Annotated in this window: 17 protein-coding genes; all 17 read left to right on the top strand. The window is 46.2% G+C overall.

The window, feature by feature from the left end:
- The first annotated feature begins 6 nt into the window (after window positions 1-6).
- The 17 genes from urtC to E8Q33_RS11795 all read left to right on the top strand — a co-directional run bounded on the left by urtC (window position 7) and on the right by E8Q33_RS11795 (window position 17,807).
- Window positions 7-1,197 (top strand): urea ABC transporter permease subunit UrtC, encoded by a 1,191-nt coding sequence (gene urtC, locus E8Q33_RS11870; protein ID WP_247870080.1) that lies wholly within the window; start codon window positions 7-9, stop codon window positions 1,195-1,197.
- Entirely contained in the window at window positions 1,194-1,940 is a 747-nt protein-coding gene (urtD, locus tag E8Q33_RS11865) for an urea ABC transporter ATP-binding protein UrtD (protein ID WP_069295845.1), read from the top strand. The genes urtC and urtD overlap by 4 nt, the downstream gene beginning before the upstream one ends.
- Before the next feature lie 21 nt (window positions 1,941-1,961).
- Window positions 1,962-2,651 (top strand): urea ABC transporter ATP-binding subunit UrtE, encoded by a 690-nt coding sequence (gene urtE / locus E8Q33_RS11860; protein WP_136554967.1) that lies wholly within the window; start codon window positions 1,962-1,964, stop codon window positions 2,649-2,651.
- Window positions 2,652-2,713: 62 nt separating this feature from the next.
- On the top strand, window positions 2,714-3,604 hold the full coding sequence (locus tag E8Q33_RS11855; RefSeq protein ID WP_136554965.1) for an urease accessory protein UreD: 891 nt from the start codon (window positions 2,714-2,716) through the stop codon (window positions 3,602-3,604).
- Between the two features lie 25 nt (window positions 3,605-3,629).
- On the top strand, window positions 3,630-3,932 hold the full coding sequence (gene ureA, locus E8Q33_RS11850) for an urease subunit gamma (protein WP_069295847.1): 303 nt from the start codon (window positions 3,630-3,632) through the stop codon (window positions 3,930-3,932).
- A gap of 11 nt (window positions 3,933-3,943) precedes the next feature.
- Window positions 3,944-4,249 carry an urease subunit beta gene (locus E8Q33_RS11845; RefSeq protein WP_136554963.1) on the top strand — a complete coding sequence of 102 codons (306 nt, stop codon included), beginning with the start codon at window positions 3,944-3,946 and terminating at the stop codon, window positions 4,247-4,249.
- Complete coding sequence (ureC, locus tag E8Q33_RS11840) at window positions 4,249-5,967, top strand: urease subunit alpha (protein WP_136554961.1); 1,719 nt, start codon at window positions 4,249-4,251, stop codon at window positions 5,965-5,967. Before E8Q33_RS11845 ends, ureC begins: the two co-directional genes overlap by 1 nt.
- 8 nt (window positions 5,968-5,975) lie before the next feature.
- On the top strand, window positions 5,976-6,485 hold the full coding sequence (gene ureE / locus E8Q33_RS11835; RefSeq protein ID WP_136554959.1) for an urease accessory protein UreE: 510 nt from the start codon (window positions 5,976-5,978) through the stop codon (window positions 6,483-6,485).
- Window positions 6,463-7,167: an urease accessory protein UreF gene (locus E8Q33_RS11830; RefSeq protein ID WP_247870079.1), complete on the top strand. Its 705-nt coding sequence runs from the start codon at window positions 6,463-6,465 to the stop codon at window positions 7,165-7,167. Before ureE ends, E8Q33_RS11830 begins: the two co-directional genes overlap by 23 nt.
- 18 nt (window positions 7,168-7,185) lie before the next feature.
- Window positions 7,186-7,794, top strand: a complete 609-nt coding sequence (gene ureG / locus E8Q33_RS11825; RefSeq protein ID WP_069295852.1) for an urease accessory protein UreG — start codon at window positions 7,186-7,188, stop codon at window positions 7,792-7,794.
- 24 nt (window positions 7,795-7,818) lie between these two features.
- The gene (locus E8Q33_RS11820; protein WP_069295853.1) at window positions 7,819-8,388 is read left to right on the top strand and encodes a HupE/UreJ family protein; all 570 of its coding nucleotides are present in this window, start codon (window positions 7,819-7,821) and stop codon (window positions 8,386-8,388) included.
- Window positions 8,389-8,587: 199 nt separating this feature from the next.
- Window positions 8,588-9,388 (top strand): cytosine permease, encoded by an 801-nt coding sequence (locus E8Q33_RS16165; RefSeq protein ID WP_247870078.1) that lies wholly within the window; start codon window positions 8,588-8,590, stop codon window positions 9,386-9,388.
- A gap of 19 nt (window positions 9,389-9,407) precedes the next feature.
- Window positions 9,408-11,993, top strand: a complete 2,586-nt coding sequence (locus E8Q33_RS11815) for an ATP-binding protein (RefSeq protein WP_247870077.1) — start codon at window positions 9,408-9,410, stop codon at window positions 11,991-11,993.
- Entirely contained in the window at window positions 11,986-12,942 is a 957-nt protein-coding gene (locus E8Q33_RS11810) for a response regulator transcription factor (RefSeq protein ID WP_069295854.1), read from the top strand. The genes E8Q33_RS11815 and E8Q33_RS11810 overlap by 8 nt, the downstream gene beginning before the upstream one ends.
- A gap of 116 nt (window positions 12,943-13,058) precedes the next feature.
- The gene (locus E8Q33_RS11805; protein WP_136554958.1) at window positions 13,059-13,937 is read left to right on the top strand and encodes an MOSC domain-containing protein; all 879 of its coding nucleotides are present in this window, start codon (window positions 13,059-13,061) and stop codon (window positions 13,935-13,937) included.
- 141 nt (window positions 13,938-14,078) lie between these two features.
- On the top strand, window positions 14,079-14,729 hold the full coding sequence (locus E8Q33_RS11800) for a hypothetical protein (RefSeq protein ID WP_136554956.1): 651 nt from the start codon (window positions 14,079-14,081) through the stop codon (window positions 14,727-14,729).
- 129 nt (window positions 14,730-14,858) lie between these two features.
- Window positions 14,859-17,807 carry a DUF748 domain-containing protein gene (locus tag E8Q33_RS11795; protein ID WP_136554954.1) on the top strand — a complete coding sequence of 983 codons (2,949 nt, stop codon included), beginning with the start codon at window positions 14,859-14,861 and terminating at the stop codon, window positions 17,805-17,807.
- The last annotated feature ends 19 nt before the right edge of the window (window positions 17,808-17,826 follow it).

Below are 17,826 nucleotides of genomic sequence, written 5' to 3'. Positions count from 1 at the left end.
GAGATAATGATGAATTTTGTCTATGAGCGATTTTTGGGCGGTAAGAACGGGGCGTTGGCCATTGCCATTCTGGCCATCCTGATTTTGGTGATTTTCCCGCTGTTTCTGGATGCCTTCCGGTTGAATCTGGTCGGTAAATATTTAACCTTCGCCTTTGCGGCGGTCAGTCTGGTGTTGTTATGGGGTTACGGCGGTATTTTAAGTTTGGGACAAGGTGTGTTCTTTGGTCTGGGTGGTTATGCCATGGCCATGTTCCTAAAACTGGAAGCTTCCGATCCTGAAAGCACCAAGATCCAGACTACACCGGGTATTCCTGATTTTATGGATTGGAATCAGCTGTATGAACTGCCATGGTTCTGGATACCTTTTGAGAGTTTTACCTTTACCTTACTAGCGATCATTCTGGTGCCATCGATCTTTGCTTTCATCATTGGTTATTCAATGTTTAAACGTCGGGTGGGCGGGGTGTACTTTGCGATCATCACTCAGGTTATCGCGGTGATCCTGACCGTGTTAATCGTCGGTCAGCAAGGTTATACCGGTGGTATTAATGGTATTACCGATTTAAAAACCCTTAATGGCTGGGATATTCGTACTGATTCAGCCAAGTTAACGCTCTACTTTATTAATGCTTTATTGCTGCTTGGCGTCATCATGCTGAGCAAGTTCATCCTGACCAGTAAGTTCGGCCAATTGCTGTTGGCGATGAAAGATAAAGAAGATCGGGTGCGCTTTTCCGGTTACGACGTTTCTAACTTCAAGATTTTTGTGTTCTGTGTGTCTGCGGTAATTGCAGCCATTGGTGGCGCGATGTTTACGCTGCAGGTTGGCTTTATGTCACCTTCATTTGTCGGCATTGTGCCGTCGATTGAGATGGTTATCTTTGCCGCTGTTGGTGGACGCATGTCATTAATCGGTGTGGTTTACGGCACCTTGTTGGTCAACTTTGGTAAAACCGGCTTTTCAGAAACCTTCCCGGAAATGTGGTTGTTCCTGATGGGCGGTTTGTTTATCGCAGTGGTTATGTTCTTCCCGAACGGACTGGCGGGTATCTGGAATAAATATGCACCGAAAGTGCCATTTTTGCGGCCATTAGTGAACAGTTCTACAAATGCGGAAACAAAATCCGCACCAGCCAAAATTGAATCTGAATCGACCATTGAACCTGAATCGACAACTGAGGGAGCCAAATCATGACCACCACTACCGATTTTTTATTGGCGATTGAAGATCTCACGGTTTCGTTTGATGGCTTCAAGGCGGTTGATTCATTAACCATGTATATCGACAAAAATGAGTTGCGAGTGGTTATCGGCCCTAATGGTGCCGGTAAAACCACGTTACTGGATTTGATTTGCGGTAAAACCAAATCCAGTTCCGGCTCAATCAGCTTTAAAAACAAAGAAATGACCAAAATGGCAGAACATGAAATTGTGCGTGCCGGTATCGGCCGCAAGTTTCAAACGCCATCAATCTATGAAAACCTGACGGTGTATCAGAATCTGGAAGTTTCTTATCCAGAAGGTCGTGGCGTTTTTGGCAGTTTGTTTTTCCAAACTACCGATGAAGTTATCAAGCGTGTCAATGAAGTGGCTAAGGAAATTCAGCTGGAAAACTTTCTCGATACCGAGGCGGCGATTCTCAGTCACGGTCAGAAACAATGGCTGGAGATTGGCATGTTGCTGATGCAGGACCCGGAATTATTGATGCTCGATGAGCCAGTGGCCGGCATGAGTGCCAAGGAACGTGACGAAACGGCTGAGTTACTTAACCGAATCTGCGAAAACCGTTCGGTAATAGTTATCGAACATGATATGGAATTCGTCAAAAAGATCGCCCGCAAAGTCACCGTACTACATCAAGGGAAAATCCTTGCTGAAGGTACGATGGAGAAGGTGCAGGCGGATGAAAAGGTCATTGAAGTCTATCTTGGGCATTGATTTTAAGCTGGGAGATTAACCATGTTTGAAGTAGAAAATTTACAAGTAAGTTATGGCCAAAGCCAGGTTATTCATGACATCAGCTTTAAAGTCGACAAAAATGAAACATTGGCGATTATGGGCCGCAATGGCATGGGTAAAACCACGTTATTCAAATCCTTGATGGGCATTCTGCCGAGTCAGGCGGATAAGGTCAGTATTGAAGGGGTCAGTGTTGGCGGCATGGAAAGTCATCAACGTGTGGCGAATGGCATTGCCTATGTGCCACAAGGCCGGATGATTTTTTCGAATCTGACGGTGCAGGAAAATATCGAAACCGGTTTGCAGGTTTCTAAAATGAAATCGATTCCGGATGAGATTTTTGCATTGTTTCCGGTACTGCATGATATGCGGCATCGTAAGGGTGGTAACTTGTCGGGTGGTCAGCAACAACAGTTGGCCATCGCTCGGGCATTGGTTACCAACCCAAAAGTTTTATTACTTGATGAGCCAACAGAGGGTATTCAACCGTCGATCATCAAAGATATTGCCAAGGTGTTAAACGAAATCCGCAAAATGCGTGAAATCACTATTATCGTCTCCGAACAGGTTTTGAGTTTCACCATGGAAATCGCTGACCGGATTATCGTGATTGAAAAAGGCAAGTTTATTCATGAGGATATGCGTGCTGACGTTGATGCGGCGATGATCAAAAAGTATCTGACGGTTTAAAAAAAATTGTTTTTGATGATGGTTTGTGTTGCTCTTTACCCAACATGAAGGAGTGTGTTGGCATGAATGTGCGCTCAGAACCAGTTTTACCGATAACCCAACAAATTGAAAAACCTGCAATTAATCAGTTGATGACTGGCTGGGATGCCAGTCTGAAACTGATATTCGATAGCCGCTCCGCTAAAACTATTCTGGCTCGCCGCCAGCATCATGGCCCGTTAGTCATTCAAAAAATTCTCTACCCCGAAGGTAACAATCCGGCTCATGGGGTTATTATTCATCCTCCCGGTGGTGTTGCAGGTGGCGATAGCCTGCAGCTAACGGTAGAAATGCAAAGCGATTCATCTGCGTTATTAACTACTCCCGGTGCGACTAAATGGTATAAATCTGCTGGTCGGCGGGCCAGTCAACATATTGCAATGACAGTGGCTGAAAATAGTCAGCTGGAATGGTTACCACAGGAAAATATCGTGTTTGATGGCGCTGATGTGGCGTTGAATACTCAAATTCAACTCACTGAAAATGCCGTATTTGCCGGATGGGAAGTGGTTTGTCTGGGCCGGCAAGCTAGTGGCGAACGTTGGAATAGCGGACGTTTTCGCCAACAGTTATCTATTAAGCGTGACAGCAAACTGATTTGGAATGAAACGGCATTATTAAAACCCGACAGTGCATTGTTAACGTCGATTGCAGGATTACGATCCCAAGTGGTGTTTGGCAGTTTAGTAGTGGCAGCAGGCAATACTCCCGCAGAGATCCTGAAGGATTGCCAACAGATAACGCTGGATTCGACAGCGACTTACGGTGTCTCGGCGCTACCGGATATTTTTACCGCGCGTTACATCGGGCCTTGTGCTCAGGAAGCCAAAATCTATTTTGAAAAACTATGGCACTGCTTGCGTCCCTGGTATGGCAACCGCCAGGCCATTCGACCACGCATATGGGCCACCTAGACTGATAAAAAAGGTTGGAAAAACAATGGAACTGACCCCTAGAGAAAAAGATAAATTACTGATTTTTACCGCGGCGTTGGTGGCTGAACGCCGTAAAGACCGTGGTTTGAAACTGAATTACCCGGAAGCGGTGGCCTATATTTCTGCTGCGATTATGGAAGGCGCTAGAGACGGCCGAACGGTTGCTGAACTGATGGATTTTGGCGCGACATTGCTGACACGGGATGATGTGATGGATGGTATTGCTGAAATGCTGCCGGAAATACAGGTCGAAGCCACTTTCCCTGATGGCACCAAACTGGTGACCGTGCATAACCCAATTATCTGAGGACACTGACAATGATTCCAGGTGAAATGCGAGTAAAAGCGGGCGATTTGCAGATGAATGTAGATCGTGACCGGGTCACAATTGATGTGTCTAACAGCGGCGACCGACCAGTACAGATTGGTTCTCACTATCATTTTTTTGAAGTCAACGATGCGTTGCAGTTTGATCGGCAACTGGCTTATGGCTTTCGCTTGAATATTGCCCCTGGTACCGCTGTCCGGTTTGAGCCTGGCCAGACCCGCACTGTTGAATTGGTCGCGTTATCCGGGTTACGTCAGGTTTACGGCTTTGCCGGCCGCGTTATGGGAGCATTGTGATGAGTCTAAAAATTGACCGGCAAGCCTATGCCGAAATGTTTGGCCCCACGGTGGGTGATAAAGTCCGGCTGGCCGATACCGAATTATGGATTGAAGTCGAGCAGGATCTGACCACCTATGGTGAAGAAGTAAAGTTCGGTGGCGGTAAAGTTATTCGTGATGGTATGGGGCAATCCCAGTTAGTCGCCAGTGAAGTGGCCGATACCGTGATTACCAATGCACTGATTATTGATGCGGTGACGGGCATTATCAAAGCCGATGTGGCGATTAAAGATGGCCATATCTGGGCTATTGGCAAAGCCGGTAATCCAGATATTCAACCCAATGTCACCATCCCGATAGGTGCCGGTACCGAAATTATTGCCGGTGAAGGCATGATCCTCACTGCTGGCGGCATTGATAGTCATATTCACTGGATCTGCCCGCAACAGATTGAAGAAGCCTTAATGTCGGGTATTACCACCATGCTGGGTGGTGGAACTGGTCCGGCAACAGGTACTTATGCAACCACCTGTACACCCGGACCATGGCATATTCACCGGATGCTGGAAGCTGCCGAAGCTTTTCCAATGAATCTGGGGTTTTTCGGTAAAGGCAATGTGTCTCAGCCACAACCAGCCAGAGAGCAGGTAGAAGCCGGAGTTATCGGTCTGAAATTACATGAAGACTGGGGCACCACACCCGCGGCGATTGATAACTGTTTGTCCGTAGCGGATGAGATGGATATTCAGGTGGCAATTCATACTGATACGTTAAATGAGTCGGGCTTTGTCGAAACCACCCTGGCCGCTTTTAAAGGCCGCACCATTCATACTTTCCACACTGAAGGTGCCGGTGGCGGCCATGCACCGGATATTATTAAAGCCATTGGTTCTTCCAATGTATTGCCTTCATCAACCAATCCAACAAGACCGTTTACCATCAATACCCTGGATGAACATCTGGATATGCTGATGGTATGTCATCACCTGGATCCGTCGATTGCCGAAGATGTGGCATTTGCCGAATCACGTATTCGCCGCGAAACCATTGCCGCAGAAGACATTCTGCATGACACCGGTGCGTTTGCGATGATGTCATCGGACTCTCAAGCGATGGGGCGTGTTGGTGAAGTAGTGATTCGCACCTGGCAGACCGCGCATAAAATGAAAGTTCAGCGTGGTCCGCTGAAAGAGGATGCCGAACGCGCAGAGGGTGATTGCGATAACTTCCGGATTAAACGTTACATTGCCAAATACACCATTAATCCGGCGATAACCCACGGTATTTCGCATAAAGTCGGTTCCATTGAAGCCGGTAAATTTGCTGATTTAGTGTTATGGCGTCCGGCGTTTTTTGGGGTAAAACCGACCCTGATATTAAAAGGCGGCATGATTGCAGCAGCGGCGATGGGCGATCCCAATGCGTCTATCCCGACACCACAGCCCGTGCATTATCGGCCCATGTTTGGCAGTTTTGGTAAAGCCTTGAAAAGCTCATTAACCTTTGTTTCGCAAGCCGCTTTATCGAATCCGGCGGTCAAGGCACTGGATTTACAAAAGCCACTGGTCGCCGTGAAAAACTGCCGAAATATCAGCAAAAAAGATATGGTATTCAACGATGCCACGCCCAAGATTGAGGTGGATCCGGAAACCTATCAGGTGCTGGCCGATGACGAGTTATTAATCTGTGAACCGGCAACCGAACTGCCGATGGCACAGCGTTACTTCTTATTCTAGGTTTTAAAATGTTATCGATTTCCACCAAGCTTGATCACATCCACACCGATACGGTGATAGATGATGTGGTCAGTCTCAGTTTTGATTTACGGCAGAAAAGCCGTATTCGTGTGACCTTACAATCCGGTAAAGAAGCCGCGTTATATATGCAGCGTGGAACGATATTACGCGGTGGCGATTTTTTGCGTGCCGATAGTGGCGAGGTAGTTGAGGTAATTGCCGCCGATCAGGCGGTAATGATAGTAACTGCTACCACCTCAAAAGCTTTAACCCGAGCAGCTTATCATTTGGGGAATCGTCATGTTCCGCTGGAAATCGGCGATGGCTGGCTGAAACTGGAAACCGATTCAGTGCTAAAAGATATGTTGCTGGGCTTAGGCGTTGAGGTTGAAGAATTACAAGCACCGTTTGAACCAGAATCTGGTGCTTATGCTGGCGGTGGCGGACATCACCATCATCATGACGATGATCATTCACACGATCACAGTCACACCCATGAACACGGCCACAGTCACTAAGATGAGTTCAGCCTCACTGTCCCGTCTGTTACAACTGGCCAGCCCGATGCTACCGGTCGGTGCCTACAGTTATTCGCAGGGTCTGGAATGGGCAATTGAATCTGGTGATGTAAAGGATATCGACTCATCGAAACAGTGGATTGGTGATGTGCTGTCGATTTATTTTGCTAACTTTGAATTACCGGTATTAATGAGGTTGTATAAAGCCTGGCAACAGATGGATGGCTTGCAAATTCAGTACTGGGATGAATATTATCAGGCAGGTCGCGATAGCAGCGAAGCGCTCGCAGAAACCCGGCAGATGGCGTATTCATTATTACGATTGCAACGTGATTTAGCTACCTGGCCACCGCAAATCGTTCTAATCAGTGGTACTTTGCAGCAACCGGCCTTTCCAACTATCTATTCGGTCACAGCGTTGTGTTGGGAGATTTCACTCAGTGATATGTTGCATGCCTATGCCTGGTCGTTTCTGGAAAATCAGGTAAGTGCAATCATGAAAGCTGTGCCGTTAGGTCAAGTGGCCGGGCAACGCATTTTGTCAGAATTAGCTATGACGCTTCCCACACTGGTAGAAAAAGCCATGCAGTTGCCAGATGATGAGCTCCAGAATTTTTGTCCGGCGCTGAGCATTGCCGCTTGCCGCCATGAAACCCAATATTCCCGTTTATTTCGCTCATAAATTATAGAGAAACGTAAGATGAAAGAACCTTTACGAGTAGGCATTGGTGGTCCAGTTGGTTCCGGTAAAACGGCATTAACGCTGGCTTTATGTAAGCGATTGCGCGATAAATATAATATTGCGGTGGTGACCAATGATATTTACACCAAAGAAGATGCCGAGTTTTTAACGCGCAACGAAGCGCTGTCAGCAGATCGCATTATTGGGGTAGAAACGGGTGGTTGTCCGCATACCGCCATCCGTGAAGATGCGTCAATGAACCTGGAAGCAGTTGCCCAGTTGAGTAAACGCTTCGACCCATTAGATATCGTATTTGTGGAAAGTGGTGGGGATAACCTCGCTGCCACCTTCAGTCCGGAATTATCCGATCTGACCCTCTACGTTATCGATGTATCTGCTGGTGAGAAAATTCCACGAAAGGGTGGACCTGGAATTACCAAATCCGATTTGCTGGTGATCAATAAAACCGATTTAGCACCGCTGGTAGGTGCGTCATTGGAAGTTATGGATCGCGATTCAAAACGTATGCGTGGTGAACGACCGTTTGTGTTTACCAACCTGAAGCAGGAAGACGGATTGGAAACTATTGTGGCTTTTATTGAAAAGCAGGGATTAATGTTGAATTAATCTTATTTCAAACAAGGAAATGACATGAAAAAAATGATGTTAATGCTATTGGGCATGCTGGCTTTCCCAGCCATTGCGTTTGCCCATCCGGGACACGATATGGCTAATTTTGCCAGTGGATTTACGCATCCGTTTACCGGAATTGATCATTTACTGGTGATGTTGGCTGTGGGCTATTGGGCAGGACAATCTCAATCATCAGCCCGTTGGCAGGTGCCTATGCAGTTTGTCGTGTTTATGTTGGGCGGCGTGGTGTTAGGTGCGATGATTTCTGGCTTGGCATTTGTTGAAGTGGCGATAGCTGTTAGCGTTCTGGCGATGGGTCTAGTGATTTTATTAAACACGTCGATTAACTGGATCTGGCAACTTGCCTTGACCACCGTATTTGCTCTGTTACATGGCTTTGTTCACGGTCAGGAACTGGTTGCAGCAGGCAATGGCTTAGCGGCTGTAGCAGGTATGTTGTTGGCGACGACGATTTTATTAAGTTTAGGCGTATATCTCGCTAGCTTTAAAGATCAAATCGGCTTGTTGTTACAACGTGGTTTAGCCGCATTGTTAACATTTAGTGGGCTGTATTTGCTAATTGCGTAATACATCACTCAAGCATGGCAGGGGGCATGATAATCCCCTGCCAGATTTGGATTTACAAAAACCAATACGTAATATTACGTAGATAAAAGTAAACTGCTCATACGTTATGCTGTGATTGGATAAGTTATATCCAGCTCACGATAAATTTGGAGCTCGGACATCGCTCAATCTATCGGGCTAAATTTATCGGGAATAGAAGTTGAAAACCAACGATGCTTTGATGGATTCATCAGAACATAACGCACCGCAACGTATTGTTAAACTTCGCCGTGATTACAATACCTGGGTCGCCAACGAAACGCTGGAAGACTATGCACTGCGTTTCACACCTCACTCTTTTCGAAAGTGGTCGATTTTTCGTGTCTCCAATACCGCTCTAGGCGCTATTTCCTTTCTGGTTTTAGAGGTTATCGGCGGTGCCTTGGCGGTTAACTTCGGTTTTGTAAATGCCTTCTGGGCTATTCTGACCATAAGTCTGATTATTTTCCTGACCAGTCTGCCTATCAGTTATTACGCTGCCAAATACGGCCTGGATATGGATCTGCTAACCCGTGGCGCGGGTTTTGGTTATATCGGGTCGACCATATCGTCGTTTGTCTACGCCACATTCACGTTTATTCTATTTGCGCTGGAAGCCGTCATTATGGCCTATGCGCTCAGCATGTATTTCAACTTACCAATCTACGTCTGGTATCTAATTTCCGCGGTGGTGATTATTCCGCTGGTTACTCACGGGGTAACCTTAATCAGCCGAATTCAGATGATCACCCAGCCGGTATGGCTGTTTTTAATGGTGCTGCCTTTCATCTTTATTTTTGCCAAAGAACCAGATGCGGTGAGAGGTTTGATGAGTTTTGCCGGAGCTTCAGGGTTTGACGGCGGTTTTAATATTTACATGTTTGGTACAGCCATAGCGATTGGTATGGCATTAATTCCCCAAGTTGGTGAACAGGTGGATTTTCTGCGATTTATGCCGGAAAAAACGCAAAAAACGGTTTAGGTGGCATTTTGGTGTGATTATGGCCGGTCCTGGTTGGATCTTTATCGGCATGATCAAGATGTTTGCCGGGGTGTTATTGGCTTATCTGGTGTTGATGGGGGCTCAATCTGTTGAACAAGCCGTTAACCCGACTTATATGTATCACGTCGCATTCAGCTATGTGTTTTCCAACGCGGATGTTTTGCTCGCCGTCACGGTATTTTTTGTGGTGTTGTCGCAGGTCAAAATCAATATCACTAATGCTTATGCAGGTTCTCTGGCCTGGTCTAATTTCTTTGCCCGTCTGACTCATAGCCATCCAGGCCGCGTGGTGTGGTTATTATTCAATGTATTGATAGCCACCATGTTGATGCTACTGGATGTATTTCAGGCACTTGAACAGATTTTGGGGCTGTATTCGAATATTGCGATTTCTTGGATCACGGCAGTGGTCGCCGATCTAATCATCAATAAACCGTTGGGCTTAAGCCCGAAAGGTGTCGAATTCCGCCGAGCTTATCTTTATGACATCAACCCGGTCGGTGTCGGAGCTATGGTGATTGCTTCAATATTGTCAGTATTAAGCTTTGTCGGCGTGTTTGGATTGGAAGCCCAGTCTTTCTCATCGTTTATTGCCATGTTTGCTGCATTGATTTGTTCACCATTAATTGCCTGGTGGACCAAAGGGAAATATTATCTGGCGCGCCAGCCGTATAAGTTTCATCCAGGAAAAACCAAAGAAACCTGCAGCATCTGTGAACGTGAATACGAGATTGATGACGTGGCGTATTGCCCGGCTTATCAAGGGGCAATTTGTTCGTTATGTTGTTGCCTGGACGCACGTTGCAACGATGCCTGTAAACCGCATGCCAAACTGGATTCACAGTGGCAAGCCGCGATGACCAAATTACTGCCTAAGTCGTTATGGGGTTATATCCAAAATGGCGTTGGACATTACATCCTATTGATGGGGATGACGGTGTTATTGCTGGCGTCGATATTCGGTTTGATTTATCTGCATATCTCATTAACCCTGACCGGCAATGCCGCGCAAATCCTGCCAGAGATCAGGGTAGGCTTTTTAAAAGCGTTTTTTGCACTGGTTTTAGTAAGTGGCATTATTGTCTGGTGGCTGATTCTGACATCACAAAGTCGTAATGTGGCACAACAGGAATCCAACCATCAAACCAGTTTGTTACAACGCGAGATTATGCTGCATGAACAGACAGACGTTGCCTTACAACGAGCCCGGGTGGTTGCCGAGCAGGCCAATCAGGCGAAAAGTCGCTATATAACGGGAATTAGTCACGAATTACGCACCCCGCTAAACAGTATTCTGGGTTATGCCCAGTTGATGGATAACAATACTGATGTGACCGCCGAAAACAAAAATGCCATCAAGGTAATTTTGCGTAGTGGTGAGCATCTATTGTCATTAATTGAAGGTACTCTGGATATTGCTCGTATTGAAGGTGGAAAACTGCAATTTGACATCAAATCGCTACGTTTTCCTGAATATATCCAGCAAATTATCAGCATGTTTGAACTACAGGCGATTAATAAAGGGCTGAAATTTGAATATGAAATCAGCTCGGATCTGCCACGAATTGTGCGGGCCGATCACAAACGTTTAAGCCAGATTTTGATCAATATCATCGGCAATGCGGTGAAATATACCCGTGAAGGCTCGATTCACCTTCGCTTTACCCATGCACGGGAGTTTTTATCGATAGAGGTCGAAGATACCGGTCCAGGAATTAAGCAGGCTGAATTAGATAAAATATTTGAACCATTCGTGCGAGGCAGTGCGGCCCAAGGCGTTGGTGGAACTGGGTTAGGCTTGACTATCAGCAAATTGCTCACTGAATTGATGGGCGGTGTGTTGCATGTCGAAAGTCAGGTGGGCAAGGGCACAACTTTCTTTGTCAGACTGTTTTTACCTTCCGTCCGTGTGGAAGAAGATTTACCAATTTTGTCCACGCGGATGCCCGTCGGTTACAAAGGTCCACGTCGTAAATTGCTGGTGGTTGATAATGAACCGGTGGATCGCGAGCTGTTATTAAATATTCTTGAGCCTTTAGGATTTGAAGTCAGAGAAGCGGCATCGGGAGCGGAATGTTTACGCATTTATCCTGAGTTTCAGCCGGAAATCATTTTTATGGATTTGGCAATGCCGGAAATGGATGGTTGGGAAACCTGTCATCTGATCCGTAATGTGCATAAGTCAGACGTGAAAATCGGCATTATCTCTGCCAATGCGTTTGATAAAAACCTGGAAAACTCCTCGGGCATCACCGACAAGGACTTCATCTTAAAACCAGTCAATTTATATGAGTTAATTACCTGGATTGGCGAAAGATTGAATCTAGAATGGATAGAAAATAAGGAGGACCTGGCGATTGAATCTGCTGCGTCAGACTATGTGTTGCCTTCGCATGAGGTGATGAACGAGCTATTAGGGATGATTAATATGGGGTATTTGGTCGGTGTAAGAAAACTGATCAATGAGATTGATGAACAACAATTGGCCTGCCCGCAATTTGTTGCGGAACTTCGCCAAATGTCTGAAAAATTTCAATTGGGCACCATGAAAACCTTTATAGAAGAGAAATTAGCTGATGTCTGAAAGTTTGATCAACGCAGTCGTTTTGGTGGTCGATGACACACCCGATACTTTGGCACTTTTGCACGACGCTTTGGTGGAATCCGGTTATACCGTTTTGGTGGCAGATAATGGATTATCGGCTTTAAAAATCAGCTTGGAAGCGAGTCCGGATATTGTATTGCTGGATGCATTAATGCCCGGTATGGATGGTTTTGAGGTGTGCCGTATTTTGAAGCAGGATTTGAATACCCGGCATATTCCAGTGATTTTCATGACAGGTCTGACCGAATCCGAGCATGTAGTTGCTGGCTTCTCGGCTGGCGGTATCGATTATGTAACCAAACCGTTAAGCCCCGTCGAAGTAATAGCCCGAATTAATACTCACCTTAAAAACTCACGTTTAATCAATCAAACTCAAGGCGCATTAGATGCGTTTGGCCAGGCGGCCATCGCGGTGTTACCGAAAACCGGCAAGATCGTTTGGCAAACCCCGTTGGCCAGGCAATTGATCGAAAAATACATGAGTCACGAAGACGATTTGTTGATTCAAGATACCCCGGATGCGTTGCAGGAATGGGTGATGCAATTACATCAGGGTGGTGAGCGACGATTGCGACCTTATATTGTGCACAAACCTACCGGACGACTTATTTTTAATGCCGCCGATCTGCAAAGCGAAGAGCAGTGGTTGATTTTGTTACGCGAAGAATCCGAAACCGCACAGATTGAAGCATTACGCGCCATATTCAACCTGACTAATCGTGAGTCCGAAGTATTGCACTGGGTGATTTTGGGTAAAACCGATAAAAGTATCGGTGAAATCCTCGGCACCAGTCCACGGACCGTGAATAAACATATGGAGCATGTGTTTACCAAACTTGGCGTCGAAACCCGCACTGCAGCGGCTTCGCTTGCGGTCAACAAACTACGCTCTATAAGCGGCAGTAATAGTTTTGGCGTAAACGAATAAAACGATCGCAGCTAATCCAGGCAAATTTTCTAACAACTTTCGTGTATTACAACGGCGTGATCATGAAATAACACTGAAAAGGCTTTTAACAGCCTTGAGCTATTTCAGGAGTACTCATGATTAAAGTCGGCACTGTGCAACAAATCTGGCGTTACCCGGTGAAAGGCATGGCAGGTGAGAGTCTGAATTATTGCCACCTTGGTGATATGGGCCTGCAAGGCGATCGAATCTGGGCGCTACAGGATACCGCACGACAAGAAATCCAAAGCTGCAAATTCAGACCACAATTATTACGTTGTGTAGCGCGTTGTCGAAGCCCGCAGATGACTGGCCCGCATGATGAAGTAGATATTCTGTTTCCAGACGGCCGAGTGATGGGTAGTGACGATCCGCTGATTCACCAAGCCTTAACAGAATTAACCGGCCACGATTCGACTCTGGAATCACTTCGGCCATTAGCCGAACTGGATTTTTACCGTCGTCACAAAAAAGATGACCATACCTGGCTGGAAGAACTAAAAGCGACATTTGATCGGGAAGAGGGTGAACCTTTGCCCGAGATCCTCGATGACTTGCCTTCAGCAGCAAAGGACTTTGTTTCTATCCCAGGTACGTTTTTTCTGGTGACACCTTTTCACTTACTCACCACCGCGACGCTGGCTCATATGCAACAACTCAATCCTGAAGCCGATTGGAATGTACAACGTTTTCGTCCAAATCTGGTTATCGAAACCCTGCCTAGTATGGAAGGTTTAGTTGAACAGGCGTGGGTAGATAATAAACTGCGAATCGGCCGTGCCACCATTGAATGCAATAGCACCACACCACGTTGTGGGGCAGTAACCCGATCTCAACAATCGCTGGAATCTGACAACAGTATTCTGCGAACCATCGTGCAAAAAGCCGATCAAAATTTGGGCGTGTACGGGGCAATTAAACAAAGTGCGGTGATCCGTCTGGGCGATGAGGTTTTTCTGCAAAATAGTGACTGTTAAAAGCAAGTTAGGCTTGATCCCATTTCTGCATCAAGTAAACTGCTTCATCCGCAAAAAAATTGTCCGGTCACGGTTTAATCAAGCTGTGAGTGGCACAAATCATTGCTCGCAATTGCTATAAATACCTCGTAAGGAATCCGTATGGCGTCACGCTCTAAAGCATTGATCTATAAAAGAGTCTTGTTGTTCAGCTTGTTACCTTTCTCTTTTTTCAGTTTGATGTTTTTGCTGCTGCAACAGCCAGTTCTGCTCGATTTGTCTGACAATAACCAAACGGAAGTGGCTTCACTCAAATCCAGTTGGGAAAACGGCGAAGTGATTGCGGTCATTCATCACCTTGAGAGCTGTGAAGGCAAGGATGTTCAATGCTGGAACACAGAAAACGAAAATGGCATCACCAAACGATCGCTGGGAATGGGGTACGCCCTGGCAGAAGACCTGCAGATTTTAGGTCTGCATAAAGCCGATATCTATTACAGTCCGCAGCAACGCAGTGAAGAAACCTCGCGAGTCTTATTTAGCTATGAAGGCGTTGCCGATGAAAGCCTGGCTCAATGCGATGCCGATAATCAGTTGTTGAACGCCGCGATGGAAAATAAACGCACTGAGAGGAATCTGGTTTTTGTGGTGTATGGCGATTGCATAAGCAAATTTCAAAAGAATCTGGGCGCTAGTCGTGACACCCCAACTTATGCAACGACGCTGTTTGCTATCAATCGCTCATCAGGCAGCAAGCCCCGCTTACTCGGTTTTGTGAAGGCCGAAGATTGGGAAAGTACATTTGGCTGGTAGATTGTGAAAAAAAAACGACTCAAAATCGTTGGCCGAAATAAATGGGCTATTAATTAGGCCTTCAATTACGCCCAAGCGGTTTATTTCGGTAAACTGATTCATCTCTACCTCTGAGATGAGCTGTCAGCAATGGAATCTGCCAAAAACACCTTTCTGAAATTTCGAAGTCTGCTGATCTGGGTTGTCAGTATTTTGCTGTTATATACCTTGATAGGCTTCTTTCTGCTGCCTTGGCTGGCCGAACGTCAATTGGTCAAAACACTGCATGAGAGACTGGGTGTTGAGGCCAGCGTCGAAAAAATACACTTTAATCCGTATACCTTTGAAGCAACCGTCGATAAGTTGCATCTGGCAAATGAACAGAATGAGCCGCTAGCCGCGTGGGACAAGTTTTATTTCAATCTGCAGCCTCTGCAGTTGTTTCAACTTAAACTGCGAATTGAAGAAATCACCATTGATGCACCGAAGCTTTATTTCCAACGTTATTCCTCTAGCGAAAACACACTGACCCGATTAGCAGAACGGTGGAATGCGACTGCCAGAACGGATGTTGCCGGAGATGCTGCTCCCTTAGAAGACAACGAACAATCTGATCCGTTATTCACGCTGGAAATCGGCGAGTTCAACTACACCAATGGTGAAATTGCTTATCGTGATGATGTGCCAGCGTCTCGTTTTGAAACGCTGCTGAGCCCGATTAATATTCATTTGGATCATTTTTCAACAGCGGCCGGTGAAACGGCGAATAAGGATCTGGTTTTTGCATTGGAAAATGATGCAAAGCTGACTTTAAACGGCAAAATGGTGTTATCACCGCTGCAGTTTACTGGCGAGGTTAACCTCGAAAATTTCAGCTTGCAGACACCGTATCGATATCTGCAGGCTCAGCTGCCATTCGAACTGCAACAAGGCAGGCTGGATTTACAGCTGGCCTATGATATTGATTTGGCCGATACCGCAAACGTTGAACTGAGTGAGATCAATCTGGGCCTGTCCGGATTCAGTTTGCATCAACCGGGCGAAGCCGCTGCTTTATTACAAGGCGGCTCGCTAACAGTCAGCAACGGCCAATTTGTGTTTCCCGATAACCAGCTAACGATTGATGATGTGGCGCTTAATGACTTCAAAATTGCTGCTACACAAAATAGCGAGGGCGAATTCAATTGGCTGCAGCTGTTTGAGCCATTGCTGGAAGGCAATACTGATGACGAGCCAACAGAGAGTGAATTGGCACCGCTACAACTGAATATTGCCAATATCGAAATAAATAACACTCGTCTAGCAGTGGAAGATCAAATGCCTGCCTCAGCTGCCAATCTGGCTTTGATGCTCACTGCTACTCTGCAAAACTTCAGTCTGACAGAAGATCAGCAGATGCCATTTACCACGCTGATCAGTCTGGATTCTGGCGGTGAAATCACGGCGGAAGGGGATCTGCAGTTATTCCCCAGCTTGGCCGTTCAAGCCGAAACAGGCATCGATCAGTTGTCATTAATACCTGTGCAGCCTTACTTAAATAAGTTTGCCCATATCGAAATGGTCAGTGGCAAAATCGACTCTGCCGCCAGCATCACATCCAATCCACAAGAGCCTTTTGCGATCCAGGGCAACCTGACGCTTTCAGATATGCAGCTGGATAACCAGCAGCTTGATGAAAAGTTGTTAGGCCTCGATAACCTGTCTGTAAACAGCATAGATTTCTCACTCAGCAAGCAACGCGTGGCGATATCTGAAGTCATTATCGACGCGCTTTATAGCCGGGTATTAATTAACGAAAACGGCGAAACCAATCTGGCATTGCTGATAAAAGAACAGCCGGAATCTGAGGCCAGCCCAACGGATAACGCCAATTCAGAAACCTCGAGCAGCTATGACGTATCGCTTGGCCGAGTGAAAATTAACAATGCCAGTTCACGGTTTACTGATCAGAATCTGCCGATTGTATTTGATGCACTTATGCAGAACCTGAATGGCGAAATCAGTGGTTTTTCAACCAGCTCAAAACAACCAGTCGATATCGCGCTAGAAGGACAGGTTGACGACTATGGCATGGTGGAAATTGATGGTGTGATGAATCCATTGGATGTTATGGCTCAGACCTCTATCAAACTAGCATTCAGTAATCTGGATTTGCCTGCAATGAGTCCTTACACCGTCAAGTTTGCCGGACGGCAGATCGCCGAAGGAAAGGGCGATATTGATCTGACCTATGAGGTTGTCGACAGTGAGTTAACAGCCTCTAACAACATCGTGATCCGTGATATCAAATTAGGCGAACGGGTCGAAACGCCAGGTGCTATGGATTTACCGTTGGATCTGGCAGTGGGATTACTTAAAAACAGCAAAGGTGTAATCGAACTCAACATACCCGTGAGTGGTAATGTCAACGACCCACAATTCGCGATGGGCCCGGTGATTCGAGGGGCTATCGGTAATGCACTACGCAATATCGTGTCGGCACCTTTCCGTTTTCTGGGCAGCCTGATTGGCATTGGTAATGATGAATCAATTGATGAGATTCGCTTTCGTGCCGGACGAGCTGATCTGGCACCTCCCGAGCAGGAAAAGCTGCATAAGTTAGTCGAAGCATTAGTACAACGACCACAACTGGCATTGCAGATCCCTGCACCGTTTGATGAGGCTGCTGATCGGCAGAGATTGCAAGTAACTGCTGTGGAATCACGAATTGATACACGTCTGAATGAAACAGAATCCACACAACAACTTAATGAAAAACGTCAGCAAGTGTTGGAAGCTTTATATCTTCAAGCAGGCCTAAGCCCCGACTTGCAAACCCTGCAGCAGGAATTTTCAACAACCGAAGATGCGAATGAGCAATCACAAGCTGAACTGGATGTTCTGGCCTATAACGACAGCCTCAAAAAACGCTTGATTGAAGCCGAAACCGTTAGCGATGCTCAGTTGCAACAATTAGCTCAGCAAAGACAGCAAGCCGTTATCGACTTCATTAAACAAAACGGTGAATTAAACGATGACCAACTGCAAACCACAGACAGTGTTTCTACTAAATTGGATGATGGCTGGCTGAACATGAAGTTTGATCTGGAAACGATCTAAATAAGTGTTTTGAATAGGT

Source organism: Methylophaga sp. SB9B (assembly GCF_004832235.1).
Taxonomy (GTDB): Bacteria; Pseudomonadota; Gammaproteobacteria; order Nitrosococcales; family Methylophagaceae; genus Methylophaga; species Methylophaga muralis.
This window is presented reverse-complemented; position numbering and strand designations above follow the sequence as displayed.